This is a genomic window from Myroides odoratimimus (genome assembly GCF_030326305.1).
GTDB lineage: Bacteria > Bacteroidota > Bacteroidia > Flavobacteriales > Flavobacteriaceae > Flavobacterium > Flavobacterium odoratimimum_A.
In genome coordinates this window covers 1-15,735 of sequence record NZ_JACAKB010000014.1, presented here as the reverse complement: position 1 = coordinate 15,735, position 15,735 = coordinate 1, and the positions used below count along the sequence as shown (strand labels likewise).

Below are 15,735 nucleotides of genomic sequence, written 5' to 3'. Positions count from 1 at the left end.
ATTTTAATGAAATAATGGTGTCTAATCTGTAAAATCAACAATTATAATCTTCATAAAAGTTAATTTGTAAATCTAAGAATTGTTCTAAATCTTCTAAGTCATGCTTAATCGTATCGTGTGCTCCTTCAAAGACAGTGACAGCATTACCCTCTTTTAAATTTACAGATAATATGCAGAATCCTCCACCTTTAGCAGGTAAGGTATTCCAGAGTGTAAGAGAATCTATTTCTTCTCTATTAAACGTAATAGCAAAGACTTTATCCCCAAACCCTATAATATTATTCGGCTTATCTATCCATATAACAGGATTGTTTTTACTTTGTAATTTTACAATATCAGGAGTACTTTTGATTCTTTCATTTCTTAGATAATTACTAGGAGCACTAAGAGAGTAGTTAAAAACATAAGTAGCTGATAATACAAGTTTAGGTGTATATATGCCATCTGATAATAGGTCGGGATAATCATATTTAGTATTGATATTTAGTGAAGTGAAGCTATAAGCCACAGTTCTAAACTCAGGATCATCTATAGTATAGTTTAGTTCAAATGTGATATGGTCAGATTCTGCATAGAAGAACAAGTGGTGTTCATCATAAAACGTATAGTTAGCAGTAGCACCTAGATCGTGTTCTAGAGTCTCTTTTAGTTGGTATAAGCTAGTGTCAGATCCATCTGTAGCATAGCATTTAGCATAGTAACTCGTAGGAGCTACATCAGCACGTACATCATCTATATAGGTACCTAAGTTATCTATAATCATATTGCCAATGCGTACAGGAGAAGTTGTTTCTGCATAGAATCCATCCGAATAAATATACTCCTGTGCTAATAATTCTTCTTTAGTCGTGTTCCAAGGTATAAATATTGGGGTAGGGGCTAGAATTTCATAGCCCTCGAGATAATCATTATGAGATGTATTCGTTAGTTTATAATTCTGTTTGTATGTAGTTCTGTATAGCTTATGTATATTATTTGTTTTATCGTTGAGGTGTTGAATCACTAAGTTGATATCGAAATGAAACTGTTCGGCTAAGTATAGCCATAGTTTTTCTGTACCTACATAATCACCAGGGATGTAGTACTGTCTATCTTGATAGATAAACATACTTGGCTCACTATAGTCAGAGGTCTCTAGGTAAATGTATTCTATTTTAGGGATAAGGATTATTTCATCTTCACTTTCATAAGACCTATTGGTGATAATAATTTTGTTATCTGTTATTTTTACGATTCCTCTATCCTTATTCTCTTTTGGAAATTTACTTTTATTCGAAAACCATCCCATACACTTACAGTTAAAAAGATAAAGGTAGAGAATATCAGTGATTCTCTACCTTTATCTACTAGGTTTTTCATTGTGTTTTAAAGGCCATTATCTAGATAGAGAATACTACTAGGATGGAATTCCCGATTATTAATCATAATGTATTGACCAGTTAAAGTTTGTTTTAGATACCAGAGCTGTCCTACGACAAGGGTAATACTGCTCTCTAACGTATTCTGTATGATCCACTCTTTAGCAGAGAGGATTTCTCCTTTTTTGACAGTGAAGGAAATGCTTTCTGTTTTGTGGATTTCTTGATAGTTAAGTTGATGATGCTGTATAAATAACTCTACTTTGATCTCAGACGTATTATGCTCAAAGTTAAAATAGTCATTGATAGTAGAGGTATCTATACTAATACGTGTTTTAAGACTGTCTAGCTTCTGAAAAGCGATAGGTAAGGTACAATACACTACAAAAGGAGTATTCGTATTAAAATCAAAACCTACCATCCCGCTTAGATTTGTATTAAAGTAAGTGCGTTGCCCTAAAGGGAATACATCATTATTACGCAGCTGTGCTAATGCAAGCGTGTTCAGTCTAAGGTGCATTTTTTTACAATGATTGTTATTCATAGCCAGTTGGATAAGGTGTCTGAGCTGTCTATTGCATTTCTGTACAGTGCCAAAATCTGTAGCCGCTTGCTTTGTATTTTGGGTCTGTTTTTGTTTAGAGGGTTTACCTTGCATGATTACTTTACCATCTACTACTCTGAATACAGAGTTTAAGTACTTTCCTTGAGGTCTCCCATGCACATCTATTTTTGCCATAATTTTTATAATTTATTGGTTATACTTTACTTTCATATTAGTCTTCTTTGACTGTTGATTTGGTTGATTTATTATTATGTGAGTACTACGTGAGATACGTCTCCGTTTTTTTGCTTGATTTAACGGAGGTACTACGCAGTTATAGCGGACTTACTACGGACTCAACTCAAGTGAAACCCTACTAGAATACAAGCAGAAGTCAAATGCAAAAGCAGCTTCTATTCTGTTATTATTTTTGCTTGTTCTCTTTACAAAGTTTTGAATTATGAATTTGTTTTTTTTGGAGAAGGGAAAAAATGGACATAAATGGCCTAAAATGGTCACAAATGACTTCTCTCAACCAAAATATGATCAATCAGAAAGGTAAAACAGACAGACTTGTCTGTTTTTATTTGTATATTTGCTTCATGAAGAATAAATCACCTAAAGAGAGAGTATTAGAGGCTGCTACTTTACTCTTTCACCAATATGGATACAATAGCACAGGGATCAATGCTGTGATAGAAGAAGCGAAGGTGGCCAAATCTAGCTTTTATGACCATTATAAAACGAAAGATGATCTAGCTGTAGCCTATCTAAAAGCTAGACATGACTATTGGTTTATGGGATTGACAGCAGCTGTAGAAAAGATGCGTACAGTTAAGGAACGTATCATAGCAGCGTTTACCTATATTATAGAGATGAATGAGAAGGAGGGGTATAGAGGATGTGCATTTCTTAATATGCTGTCAGAGCTACCTGAGCATAAAGGGAAAATTTATGAAGTCATCCATCTGCATAAGACAGAATTACAAGCGTATTTTAAGGCATTGGTGACAGATCAGAACAGAGCCTTTATGTTATACATGCTGTTTGAGGCAGGGCTGACAGAGAGTCAAGTCTATCAGAACTCAGCCTGCGTTAAGAAAACAATAGAATTACTAAAACAAGATTTAATCTAAATGAAACGATATATAGCAAAGTTTAAAACAACAGAGACTAGTCCACAATCAGCTACTTCTAAGCATTCTATATACTCTGGGATAGGAGGTATGTTAGCGATAGGTGTGATAGCCTTTATGACTAAAGAATTAGAAATGCCTTTAATCATGGCTCCCTTTGGAGCGACTTGTGTATTGGCATTTGGAGTACCTGATAGTCCTTTAGCTCAACCTCGTAATATCATAGGAGGTCATCTGTTAGCGAGTATAGTAGGACTACTGTGTCTTACTTTTTTAGGGACAGAGTGGTATTCTCTAGCGATAGGGGTAGGTGCAGCGATAGGCTTAATGCTGGTGACTAAGACTACACATCCACCAGCAGGTGCAGATCTTCTAGTCATTATACTAGGAGGAGCGAGTTGGTCTTTTATTGTTAATCCTGTTTTGGCAGGATCTGTTATTATCACAGTAATAGCCTTGTTATTTAACAATATTAGCAAACTGAGAAAGTACCCTAGGTATTGGTGGTAATAATCAGATTAATTGCGGTACTATTTATATATCCATAGGGATAGTGTTTATGCGTTTCATATTTTTGCGCAAAAAAATATGAAAAAATCGTATAACCATCTGATAGGTATTATATTAGGTGAGCTAGTGTGGTTTGGAGGTATTGGTGTTATTGTTAGTATGGTATTAGCCCTTACTAATAAAGTACCTGATACAGTAGAGTGGTTTTTATTAGTCGTATTGCCCTTCTTTATTATTGGTGCGATATACTATGTGTTTAAGTATTGTAATAGTATTGACTTTGAAGGAGATCATCTTATTATCACAACTGTCAAAGGTGATAAGATGCTATATTCTGTAAGAGATATTCAAGATATAGGAGTGTTAGAACATAGAAATTCGGGGGTATTGATTGGGTATAGTTTAGTACTGACTTTGGGTGGACAGCGCAATAAGGTATGGAATTTAGCAGGGTATAGTGAGAAGACGCTGAAAGAGATTATAGGTCATTTACCTGATGAAGTAGCTGTATAAGTGATGATGACATAAATAATAAATAAGCCCATAATCTAGTAAGAGTATGGGCTTATTTGTGATATTTAATTTTTGTATTAATCATACTTATCACATCGTCTAAACACTGCGAATTGTTTGATGCCTATAAATGTGCTTTCTACAGGGAATGTACTGATATAGTCAGCTAATATATCTAATCCTTCATCCCAAGGCTCGTTATCTAAGAGGCAGTCACCTATTATTTCTCCTGACTGTTGTTTTGATATATACATTTTTAGCCAATGAAACTTCTGATCTTTAGATAACATAGACTCAAGTTTAGAAGCTAATAGTAAATATAATTCATCACCACTTAGCTCTCTGTTAAAAGAACCTTGAATACGTAAGTCACTTAATGCAGGATGCCATAACACGTCGTCACTAGTAAAATCATATTCTGGAGAATGAGTATCTGTAAGGCTCTCTGCTATGGGTTTAAAGGTAGAGGTGATATAGTTCTCTATTACAGACGCTATTCTATCTTGTACCGTTTCGCCTATCCCAGCGATGCTTTCCATAATACCGTCAGGAAAATGAGTAGGGTGAGCAGTATTAATCATGAGGTGCATTAGTTCTTTTGCATAATCAGGATTTCTGATGATTCTGAACTCTATTAATAATTGATCATTAACGATGATAATCTGAGTAGCTTCATCTACTAATACAGCATAGTCTAACGTAGTGATCTGATTAATTAACTCATCCATTAAAAGCATCTCCTCAGTAGGAAGGTGATCTTGTTTTTCTTTTTTATTGTTTTGGAAGTTAAATAGTTTCATAGCTGTGATTTATTGTAAAGATAAGAGTTAATAGTGTATTTATTTGATGTTGATATATTTTTAAATTTTTGTCTATAACTGAACACTTATTTTAATAATAAATTCAAAATATTTATCTTGCGGTAACAAAAGAACAAAATATGAAAAAAGTAATATTATCAGCCTTTATCCTATGTGGTAGCTTATTACAAGTGGTGGCACAAAATCCTCAAGCGTATAAGAATGGAGTGATTGTATCAGCACACCCAGAGGCAAGTAGAGTAGGAGTAGATATCCTAAAGAAAGGAGGTAATGCTATAGATGCTGCTGTGGCAGTAGAGCTAGCATTAGCTGTTGTATATCCAAATGCTGGTAATATCGGTGGAGGAGGGTTCATCGTGTACCGCAGTCACGATGGAAAGATAGATGCGCTAGATTATAGAGAAAAAGCGCCTATACAAGCAAGAGAGAATATGTACTGGGGAGGCGATGGAAAAGCGATAACAGAGTTAAGTATGAAAGGGGGCTTAGCATCAGGTGTACCTGGTACAATCGATGGAATGGTAAAAGCACATGCTAAGTATGGGACACTAAAGTGGGAAGAGTTAGTACAACCTGCTATAGAGCTTGCTGAGAAAGGATTTAACATTACTGAGAAACAAGCTAATGAGTTTAAAGAACAGTATAGTAATTTTGTAAAATATAGTACAGAACAAAGTGCTTTAACAGCTAAAGAGAATTGGACTAAAGGAGAATTGTTTGTTCAAAAAGATTTGGCTGAAACGCTGAAGCGTGTTCAAAAAGAAGGACGTAAAGGATTCTATGAGGGTAAGACAGCTGAGCTAATTGTGGCTGAGATGAAGAGAGGGAATGGAATGATAACTCTAGAAGACTTAAAACGTTATGAGGCAAAGTGGAGAACTCCTATAGTAGGAGAATATAAGGGAATGAAGGTGATCTCTATGCCACCTCCTAGTAGTGGAGGAATAGCGCTAATCTCTTTATTTCAATCTATAGAGAAATACCCTTTGGCAAAATGGGGGTTCCAGTCAGAAAAAGCGGTGCAAGTAATGGTAGAGGCAGAACGACGTGTATATGCGGATAGAGCTGAGCACTTAGGAGACCCTGACTTCTATAAAGTACCTGTAAATCAATTAGTCAATAAAGAGTATAATGTAGGGCGTATGGAATCTATGTCTTTTGATAAAGCAACGAGGAGTGCTGATATTAAAGCAGGAGAGATAGGTGGGTACGAGAGTGATGAAACAACGCATTACTGTATAGTAGATAAATGGGGAAATGCTGTATCAGCAACAACTACATTAAATGATTCTTATGGTTCTAAAACGATAGTAGGAGGAGCAGGATTCTTGTTGAACAATGAGATGGATGATTTCTCTGTAAAACCTGGTACACCTAATATGTACGGATTAGTAGGAGGAAAAGCGAATGCGATAGAACCAGAAAAGCGAATGTTAAGTTCAATGTCTCCAACAATTTTAGAGAAAAATGGCAAGTTATATATGGTAGTAGGTACACCAGGTGGATCGACTATTATTACCTCTGTATTTCAGACGATTCTGAATGTAACTGAGTTTGGAATGAATATGCAGGAGGCGGTATCAGCACCTCGTTTTCACCATCAATGGCTTCCTGATCATATCGATTATGAACCAACAGCGATTACGGCTGGTGTTCGCAAAGCACTTACAGATAAAGGATATATCCTAAAAGAGCGCAAACCTTATGGACGCGTAGAGGGTATTTTAGTAAATAAAAATGGTACTTACCAAGCAGGAGCGGATACACGTGGAGATGATATCGCTATAGGATACTAATTTAATTATGAATTATATATTAAGAGTATTCTGTCTTATTAGACAAAGTATATTATATAAAGACAAAAGGTTATCTTTCATTAGATAACCTTTTTGTATTTTATATATGTGCTTAATTAGTGGATGTAGTAGGAAAAGAAATAATAGAGTGTTAAAATAGTTGCTTTTTAGCTAATTAAGTTTTTGTTTTTAAAGAAGAAGTTTAAAAAAATCACTATATTTAAAAGACTTTTTAAACTTCAGGCTTATGAACACCACATTAACTAATAAGACCGTTGCTATATACCCTTTTGTAGATGAGAAAGGAATGTATGGATATTGTAATGAAGATAAACAAGTTGTTATCAGTCAGCAGTATGCTAGTGGAGGATTATTCACTAAGTCGGGTTATGCTGTTGTGCGAGATAAGCAAGGAAGGTATGGTGTAATAGACCTAGAGAATAAAGAGGTGTTGAAGTGCAGATATGATCGAATAGAGCTGTATGAGGTAGGACGTTTTACAGTAGCTAATATTGTGTTGTCATATACTGTTCACAGCCGCTTTTGGCAATGGAAGTTCTTGCCTAACTTTAATATCATGAGTACTAGTTCTTCCTTTAAACCCTTGTGGGGAACAGAGGTCATAAGAGAGAAAGTAACGGTATTAGTATTAGATACAAAACAGGTATTAGATACAAAGACAATTACGAAAGATAAGCTCTATAGAAGTGGTACTTCTATTAGAATCAAACAGATAGGTAGTAAGTTAGTGCAGGTAGAAGATGATCTGTATTTTGCTAAAAAAGATCGGTTAAAGCGCATAGTCAAAAAAGTAGTGAGTACGTATGACAATGGGTTGCGCTGGGTACGAAAAGTAAATGATGATGAGGTAAGAGTGTATAATCTGAAAGGTAAAAAGATTAAATCTTATGAAGTAATTCCTCAACCTATTTTTCCTATTACTTATAAAGGAAAGGAATATAAGGTATATATGCAGACAGCTAAGTCTCACTTAATGTCAAAACCTACTATCTGTAGAGATACGATAGGAAATGGGAGGTATTATGTCAACTATGAGTTTGATATGTATATTCCTGTTCATCTAAAAGTAATAGATATAAAAAGCGAACGCAGTATACAGGATATATGGAAGAATGTGTTGAATATATATCCCGTAGTCTCTAAGCATTTTTTTATAGTAGAAGTAGTACCTGCTAACGTTGAAAGTAGAGTAAATGAGTTTTATATCTTGACAAAGCATGGAGTACTTAAAGATTGTTTAGAGAAGCCAAGCGATTACTCCATTACCTCTTATTATAATGAGGTACTATGGCCTGCTAAAGAATTATTAATAGATGAAAAAGATATTCCAGAGGGATTCTTACTAGAGAAGATAAGAACAATAAGTAGTATAAAAGAACCTCTTTATTTTGTGTCAATAAAAAAAGATCAGATAAGTAGAGTAGGAGTGTGGAATGTAGATCTTCGCGAGTGGCTATTATCGCCTGATTTTTATTCTTTGCGTTTGATGGATAATATCAAATTTTGTGTATTCCAATTAGAAGAAAATGGTTTGTATGGAATAGTAGATATTACTACTAGAGTCGTGGTGTATGATCCTGTATTCACTAATGTGAAAAATGGAACAGAATACTTGGCTGAAGTAGAGTTAGAAAGAGAGAAGGATGAGCTGAAGAATGTGTATAATTGCTTTTATATTAACTTATTAAATGGAGAAGAGTTTCACCCTGGAAAAGATATTTTAGTTTACAAGGGAAACAGAGTGAGTAAAGAATAGAGGTAACACTAATTCTTAAAAAGACAAAGGCCTATACAGTAAACGAGTTATCTGTATAGGCTTTTTTGGTCTATAGGTGCTGTTGAAACATTTTTAGTCTTTTCTTCTTGAGTAATTGTAATCGTGTAGTGCGTAGACTATCTCGTGTTTGTTTTCTCAGATACTCATGATGTAAGAACCAACCACCGATACCTCCTATAATACTTCCAATCACGATATCGATAAAGCGGGCTTGGATTAATACATTAGGTGTTGTGATAATAGGATTACCTGCCTCGGCGAGGAGTACAGTAAGAGCTGTAATAAAAATGACTGCTACGGCATAATTACGCGAAATAAACATTTCTATAATAAACTGAAGCACCATGATACAAATACATAAATATAGAGGTGCTGTTGAGATAGAGATAAGTGCCCAACAAAGCCCTAACCCGATAAAAGTACCTGCGATACGCTGAAGTGCACGTTGCCAAACGTGGTATAGTGAAATCCCTTGCATAATGGCAGCGCAAGAAATGGGAATCCAATAGGGGTTGTCAAATTTCAATAGATGACCTACGAGTAAAGAAATACACATAAAGGTACCTACTATAACAGATTTGACAAGGTAATCGAATTGGTCTTTTACAGGGACGGGACGTACTAGGCGTACTGTTGTTTTACTATTGTATTTCTTACCTACTAGTACACTATAGATTAGCGCTAGAGTACAAGCAAACATGGTTCCCATTACTACATATCCTAAGCGTGTAGGGATAGTCTCTAGATTAAAAGGCATATTGCTAGACATAGAAGCTACCATAATAAAAAAGAAACTACCAGGAGGGCGAGTGTTAAAATATAGATTTACCCAGTGTATTGCAGTAACAAATATACCGAAGGCTATAGCAGAGGCAATAAAGTTAAAACTAAACGATATTCCTACAGCAAAAGATAACATAAAACCAAATGAACAGACCAACATGGTGATCATGCGCTGAGGTGTTGGAATATTAGAAGGAAGGTATAGGATGACTAATCCAGCTAGGCAGGCTAACAGGCCGGCTTGAAGATTGTCACAATACCATCCTGTTAATAGGGGAAGTCCTGTAGCAAGCATAGCCATTAAAGGGATATGCCAAAGTCGTTCGCTGTGTTTTAATTTAAATAGTGTTTTGCTCTCTTGTTGTAACAAGTTGACAAAAAAGTTATTCTTCATTTCGTTGATTCTAAAAATTATCTCAATTGAGATTAGTGCTGTGGAAATGCTTTTACTTATCAGGTAAGTATAAGAGATAAGTAATTCTTTAGTATTGATAAGCATTTGAACAACACAAAGGTAAGGAAATAGAATGAAAGAAGTAAAATGACAGAGATTAATTAGATAAGTATCGTGATTATTACATCTTATTATAGTCTTATTTACTCAATTTTTTATTGAAGTAAAAAATATAAGTATAAATGTATATTTTTAAAATAAAAAAGTGAATATGGGAGAAGTTAACTATGTAATCGAGGATCTAAAGAAAGTAGAAAACAGTGTAGCTAAAGTTACTTTTGAAAGGTTTGCAAGTAGGAGTAAATTCAGTATTGCTTATAAGGGGGGGATGGGCAGTTCGCATTGACCTATTCTCAATTCATGTTTAGTTTTAATAGAGCAGGAGGTGCTGTCGAATACAGGGTACTACCGTTAAAACAAGTAATCTCTTATTCTATTACAGATATTGACACTATTCATTCAAGATTAAAATTATGGATAAGAACTGGAGAAGTCATCACTTTGAGTTTTATAAGTGAAGACTTAAAGGAAGTGATTAAATGGTTATCGGCAATCTATAACAACCAGAGTATTTAGAATAAAAAATCCCTACAAATTCTTGTAGGGATTTTTACTTTAAAGACTTAAGAAAGTTGTTGTTTAAAACTATTAATTTTCTCTGTTAATTGAGAAGCTAATTCAGGTTTATTAATTGTTCCATTACTAAAATTATCTTGAAAACTTGGTAATGAAAACTGACATTTGATATTCCCTCCAAAATAAGGAAATATACTTGAAGCACTATCCATGACAGATTGTCCTCCACGCGGACCAGGTGATGTAGATAATAACATCATTGGTTTGTTTTGAAAGAAATTTTTCTCCACTCTAGATCCCCAATCAAATATGTTTTTAAAAGCAGTACTAAAGGTACCGTTGTGTTCTGCTAATCCTATGATAATAGCATCAGCATTTTTAATAGCATTATTAAAGTCTAGTGCTTGCTGAGGTACACCTTGGTTATTTCTGTCTTGAGAATAAATAGGCATTTCATAATCGTTAATGTCTAGTATACTAATGTTGTGTCCTTCCAATTGATTGACAACACTTTTAATTAATTCTAAGTTTATCGAAGTACTGCTATTAGTAGCAGCAAAAGCTAGTATATTCATCTTGTAATCTTAATGTTTTGATATGACAAAGATAGATGATGTTGATTCTTCAAAAACTTAATGTAGAATAAGAAAAATAATGATTTTAGATATAATGTGCTATTTTATTAATACTTAAGAATGAAATAAAAGGACTAACTGTTTAATAATTTGCTGTTAGTCCTTTTGTTACATGACTCTGATTACTTCTTCGTAAAACCAGAGTACTTTAATAAAGCATCTATTGTAGGGTTTTTACCTCTAAAGTCTTTATATAATTGATCTAATGGAACAGAGTTTCCTTTAGATAAAATCTTATCTCTAAAGATTTGACCATTTTCACGAGTCATACCACCGTTTTGAACTAACCAATCATAAGCGTCGAAGTCTAACATTTCTGACCACTTGTATGAATAGTATCCTGCAGCATATCCACCTCCGAAGATATGACTGAAGTATGTACTGCGGTATCTAGGAGGAACAGTTGGTAAGTCTAAACCATACTTAGCTAAGGCTTCTTTTTCAAAAGCAAGTACATCAGTGATATTCTTATCAGTAGACACAGTATGCCATTCCATATCTAATAGAGATGCACCTAATAGCTCTGTCATGCTGTATCCTTTATTGAATGTTCCTGCATTCTTCATTTTTTGAACTAAAGCATCAGGGATTACTTCTCCTGTTTTATAATGTTTAGCATAGTTCTTTAATACAGAAGGCTCGAATGCGAAGTGCTCGTGGAATTGTGAAGGGAACTCTACGAAATCACGTGATACACTAGTACCTGATAGAGTAGGGTAAGTTTGATTAGCAAAGAACCCGTGTAACGCATGCCCAAACTCGTGGAACATTGTGATTACATTATCTTGTGATAATAGTGTAGGTTGACCTTTCGCTGGTTTTGGGAAGTTACCTACATTGTAGATTACTGGAAGTCTGTTTAATAATTTAGACTGACCTACGATATTACTCATCCATGCACCACCGCGTTTAGAATCTCTTTGGTAGTAATCTGTGTAGAATAACCCTATTTGACTACCATCTTCATTGAAGATTTCGTATACTTTTACATCTTCTTGCCATACTGGGATATCTTTGCGTTCTTTAAAGCTAAGGCCATATAATTGCGTAGCCATATAGAACACGCCGTTCTCTAATACACTATTCATCTCAAAATAAGGCTTAAGTTCATTTTGATTTAAAGCATATTTTTCTTCTCTGATTTTCTCAGCATAGTAGTTCCAGTCAGCAGCTGTTAGAGTGAATGGATCTGCCTCTTTGTTAATTAATGCTTGGATATCAGCTGCTTCTTCTTTAGCTGCTCCTACTGCATAAGGGCTTAGGTCTTTTAGTATTTTAGTAGCATTAGTGGCATTCTGTGCCATAGAACCTTGTAGACTCCATTCTGCATAGTTATCGAATCCCATTAATTTAGCTTTCTCAGCACGTTTTTTTACTAGAGCTAAGATAGATGCTTTTGTATCATTATCATCTCCCTTTTCAGCTCTTATCCATGCTTGATCAAATAGTTTTTTTCTAGTTTCTTTATTTGTCAGTTTATCTAGATCTGGCTGTTGAGTAGTATTGTTTAATGCGATTACATAACTACCATCTTCTTGTTTGATGGCATTAAGCTCATCATCAGATAATCCTGCTAATTCCTCTTTAGTAAACTTAACGCCACCTTGTTTCGTAGCTGCCAATAATTTATCCCCAAACTGATTGTTCAAAGTCGCAATGTCTTGGTTCAGTTGCTTTAATTTCTCTTTATCTTCAGGAGATAGATTAGCACCTGATTTTTCGAAGTCTTCATAGTATACATTTAACAGTCTATTCTGTTCTTCATTTAGATTAAGTGAAGCTTGATTGTCATGAAGTTTTTTAATTCGTTGAAATAGGCCATCATTTAAGTAAATAGCATCGCGATGTCCTGCAAATTTAGGAGCCAACTCTGCATTAATTGCTTTTAGTTCATCATTAGTATGAGCTCCTGTCAATAGACCAAATACAGAGCTCACTCTATCTAGTAATTCACTAGAGCGCTCTAGGGCTTCTAAAGTGTTTTCAAAAGTAGGTTCCTCTGTATTCGCTACTATTTTGTCGATAGCTTCCATCTGACGACGCATTCCTTCTAATAAAGCAGGTTTGAAATCTTTGTCTTTAATCTTGTCAAAGTCTGCTGTATAGTATGGCAATGTGCTTTCATTAAAGAAAGCATTACTTTCATTCCAATCTCCTGATGAAGCAGTTTCGTTCTTTACTTTATCACAAGAGATAGACAAAATCGATGCCCCTGTAACTACACCAAGTACGGTTTTTTTGATTTTCATAAATATTAAGGTTACTGTTAGATTTGTTCAAATATAAAGATTTATGTCTGATCCCACGACATCTGTTTTATACATTATACCGCATTGTAGTTAGGGTAGGTGAAGAGTGTGGATGTCGATTCAGCTATATAACCTTGTTTCTAAATGGGGTGATATGTATCTGAAGTAGCTTAGAAAGATATGTTTTATTGAGTATTTAAGGTATATTTATACTTCTTTTTTAGATAGATTATTTATTTTGGTTGTATTTTTATATTCAAAATAATAGTTTTTTTAGAACACAATTATATATTTGGACTTCTAAAGAATATAATTCTAACCACATTGATATTGATGAAGGATGTAAGAAGTATAGTATATGCTTTATTATTTAGTAGTTCACTGTTTGCCCAAAGCCCTCAATTGCGAAGTGAGATTAGTAATCAACAGAATGAGCAGAAGAACAGAGAGCTTATTCAGCAGTTTAGCAGAGAGGTAATGTCAGATAAAGAAGCTGTATTGCGATTTCAGCAACAAAATAATGTTTCTACTAAAGGAGTTTATAAGGATGGACGTATTTATCAATTGAGAAGTATTGATAGTGGAAATATTCCCATTTATTATGTTACTCAGAATGCGCTGTCACGTAGTCTTACAGGTGTAAATAGTATTGCGAAAGGGGGGAGGCAGAGTGTTAATCTCCAAGGTAGAAATATGATTATAGGGGTATGGGATGGCAAACCTGCTTTTGATCAACATCAGGAGTTTAAGAATATGGCTGCAAGTCGTGTGATTTTAAAAGACCAAGATAGTAATATTGCCAAACTTAATAATGATGAGTTAGATCGCGTTGAGCTGGGAAAGAATCATGCGACTCATGTAACAGGAACTTTGATAGCAAGTGGAGTTTATGCTCCAGCTAAGGGGATAGCTCCTGAGGCTAGTGTATGGAGTTATGATTGGAATAATGATATAGTAGAGATGGCCTCAGCAGCACAATCAGGTTTGTTAGTATCTAACCATTCTTATGGGATATCTGCATTAGATGATGACGATATACCACTTGTTCCTGCAACATATTTTGGATATTATAATAAAGATGCTTATCAGTTGGATAAACTTACTTATACTTACCCTTATTATCAACCTGTAATATCAGCAGGGAATGATAGGGAAGATTTTGCTGTAATAAATCCTACTATGAATGGCAATGATCTATTATTAGGGAATACTAACGCAAAGAATGCAGTGGTAGTAGCTGCAGTAGGATTAGATAGCTCTGATAAATTAAGTATTGCGAAGTTTAGTAGTTATGGTCCTACTGGAGATTTTAGAATTAAGCCCGATATTGCTGCTCCAGGAGTAAAGATTATATCTTCAGGATATGAGTTGCCTAGATATCATCATGCTAATCCTACAGTAGGTATATATAAAGAGATGAGTGGTACATCTATGGCTTCACCTGTCGTATCTGGTATTTTGACTCTTTGGCAACAAGGATATATAGAAGTATATAATTTTCCGATGCGCTCTGCTACGTTAAGAGGACTGATGACGCATACAGCAGAGTATCTGGAAGAAAAATACCCAACGAATAAAATAGGTTGGGGAATGATTAATGCAGAGAGGGGAATACAATTCATTAAGAATGTAAAAGATGAAAGGGCTGTTCTAGAAGAAAGTGTTTTGCTTAATAAAAAAGATTTTAAGTACAAGTTTAAATTGAATAATCCTTCAGATAGATTATTAGTTACATTAAGCTGGACAGATATCGAAGCGCTAGTTGATTCAAGAGAATTAAGTGGAAGTATTAAGAATAATAAACTTATCAATGATTTAGATATTAGATTGTATAAAGATGGAGAAGAGTATTTTCCATGGTATTTAAATAAAAATAGTGATAATCTAACTGCTTTAAAAGGAGACAATGATGTCGATAATCTGGAAAGAATAGAGGTTATAGACCCTGATGCAGGAGAATATGAAGTAGTGGTGAGCCATAAAGGTGAATTGTCTTATGGTAGACAGGACTTTAGTCTATTAATCAGTAATGATGATTTAGAAGGAATAGAAAAAGTAGCTAGTACTACAGGAGTAGATCCTCAAGATATAGTGATTTGGCCAAATCCTGTTGAAGATATCGCAAATGTAGAAGTGACCAAGGATAAAGTATTTACTGTTTCTGAGGTAGAAGTTTTTGATTTAAGTAATCGATTAGTAAAACGATTTAATTTTACAGCGACTAATCGTGCAGTGATTGATATGAGAGAATTGAAAAGAGGAATATATTTATTGAATATAAATGTAGGAGGAGAACGGATTAGAGCAAAAGTATTAAAGAAGTAAGAAATAATATTAGATAATTTTACAGCCCTGGCTTATACAGTCTAGGGCTTTTTTGTTGCTGTACTTTAATTAGTCTTGTTCAAGAGTGCTACAATATCTGTTCAATATTGCTTCAATAAACAGGTGCTCAGGTAGAGTAATCTTGTAGAAATGTTGAAGGGGTGTTGAAGAAAAGGGTGTGAACAGAGATTATCTAAGGGGTAGGGAAGAGTTGGTTATTTAGGTAGGAAATAGTAG

At 34.6% G+C, this 15,735-nt stretch carries 14 protein-coding genes; 8 read left to right on the top strand and 6 right to left on the bottom strand.

Translation table 11 applies throughout. The features are described 5' to 3' along the window. Positions 1-34 precede the first annotated feature (34 nt). Together HX049_RS11130 and HX049_RS11125 are read right to left on the bottom strand one after the other, a co-directional pair. Positions 35-1,288 carry a hypothetical protein gene (locus tag HX049_RS11130; protein WP_286415846.1) on the bottom strand — a complete coding sequence of 418 codons (1,254 nt, stop codon included), beginning with the start codon at positions 1,286-1,288 and terminating at the stop codon, positions 35-37. A gap of 77 nt (positions 1,289-1,365) precedes the next feature. Then, the gene (locus HX049_RS11125; protein ID WP_286415845.1) at positions 1,366-2,097 is read right to left on the bottom strand and encodes a hypothetical protein; all 732 of its coding nucleotides are present in this window, start codon (positions 2,095-2,097) and stop codon (positions 1,366-1,368) included. 347 nt (positions 2,098-2,444) lie between these two features. Here HX049_RS11125 and HX049_RS11120 point away from each other — a divergent pair, with 347 nt between their 5' ends. From HX049_RS11120 to HX049_RS11110, 3 genes are all read left to right on the top strand, one after another. Then, positions 2,445-3,038: a TetR/AcrR family transcriptional regulator gene (locus HX049_RS11120; RefSeq protein ID WP_286415844.1), complete on the top strand. Its 594-nt coding sequence runs from the start codon at positions 2,445-2,447 to the stop codon at positions 3,036-3,038. Next, complete coding sequence (locus HX049_RS11115) at positions 3,039-3,548, top strand: HPP family protein (protein ID WP_286415843.1); 510 nt, start codon at positions 3,039-3,041, stop codon at positions 3,546-3,548. It abuts the gene before it with no gap. Between the two features lie 78 nt (positions 3,549-3,626). Continuing rightward, positions 3,627-4,061 carry a hypothetical protein gene (locus tag HX049_RS11110; RefSeq protein WP_286415842.1) on the top strand — a complete coding sequence of 145 codons (435 nt, stop codon included), beginning with the start codon at positions 3,627-3,629 and terminating at the stop codon, positions 4,059-4,061. 77 nt (positions 4,062-4,138) lie between these two features. Here HX049_RS11110 and HX049_RS11105 read toward each other — a convergent pair whose 3' ends face one another. Continuing rightward, positions 4,139-4,861 (bottom strand): DUF6348 family protein, encoded by a 723-nt coding sequence (locus HX049_RS11105; protein WP_286415841.1) that lies wholly within the window; start codon positions 4,859-4,861, stop codon positions 4,139-4,141. Between the two features lie 140 nt (positions 4,862-5,001). Between HX049_RS11105 and ggt the strand changes: the two genes are divergently transcribed. Both ggt and HX049_RS11095 read left to right on the top strand, forming a co-directional pair. After that, positions 5,002-6,678 carry a gamma-glutamyltransferase gene (gene ggt / locus HX049_RS11100; RefSeq protein WP_286415840.1) on the top strand — a complete coding sequence of 559 codons (1,677 nt, stop codon included), beginning with the start codon at positions 5,002-5,004 and terminating at the stop codon, positions 6,676-6,678. A 247-nt stretch (positions 6,679-6,925) separates the two neighbouring features. After that, positions 6,926-8,455: a WG repeat-containing protein gene (locus HX049_RS11095; protein ID WP_286415839.1), complete on the top strand. Its 1,530-nt coding sequence runs from the start codon at positions 6,926-6,928 to the stop codon at positions 8,453-8,455. A gap of 70 nt (positions 8,456-8,525) precedes the next feature. Here HX049_RS11095 and HX049_RS11090 read toward each other — a convergent pair whose 3' ends face one another. Continuing rightward, positions 8,526-9,653, bottom strand: coding sequence for an FUSC family protein (locus tag HX049_RS11090; RefSeq protein ID WP_286415838.1), 1,128 nt, complete (start codon positions 9,651-9,653; stop codon positions 8,526-8,528). Between the two features lie 271 nt (positions 9,654-9,924). Between HX049_RS11090 and HX049_RS11085 the strand changes: the two genes are divergently transcribed. Both HX049_RS11085 and HX049_RS11080 read left to right on the top strand, forming a co-directional pair. Next, positions 9,925-10,059, top strand: a complete 135-nt coding sequence (locus HX049_RS11085; RefSeq protein WP_286415837.1) for a hypothetical protein — start codon at positions 9,925-9,927, stop codon at positions 10,057-10,059. A gap of 14 nt (positions 10,060-10,073) precedes the next feature. Beyond that, on the top strand, positions 10,074-10,289 hold the full coding sequence (locus HX049_RS11080; RefSeq protein ID WP_286415836.1) for a hypothetical protein: 216 nt from the start codon (positions 10,074-10,076) through the stop codon (positions 10,287-10,289). A gap of 47 nt (positions 10,290-10,336) precedes the next feature. On the opposite strand, the gene HX049_RS11075 is transcribed toward HX049_RS11080, so the two are convergent. Together HX049_RS11075 and HX049_RS11070 are read right to left on the bottom strand one after the other, a co-directional pair. Continuing rightward, a complete protein-coding gene (locus HX049_RS11075) occupies positions 10,337-10,864 on the bottom strand; it encodes an NADPH-dependent FMN reductase (protein WP_286415835.1) in 528 nt (175 codons plus the stop codon). Between the two features lie 182 nt (positions 10,865-11,046). Next, complete coding sequence (locus HX049_RS11070) at positions 11,047-13,173, bottom strand: M3 family metallopeptidase (RefSeq protein ID WP_286415834.1); 2,127 nt, start codon at positions 13,171-13,173, stop codon at positions 11,047-11,049. A 333-nt stretch (positions 13,174-13,506) separates the two neighbouring features. On the opposite strand from HX049_RS11070, the gene HX049_RS11065 reads away from it, so the two are divergent. Then, a complete protein-coding gene (locus HX049_RS11065) occupies positions 13,507-15,498 on the top strand; it encodes a S8 family serine peptidase (RefSeq protein WP_286415833.1) in 1,992 nt (663 codons plus the stop codon). Positions 15,499-15,735 lie beyond the last annotated feature (237 nt).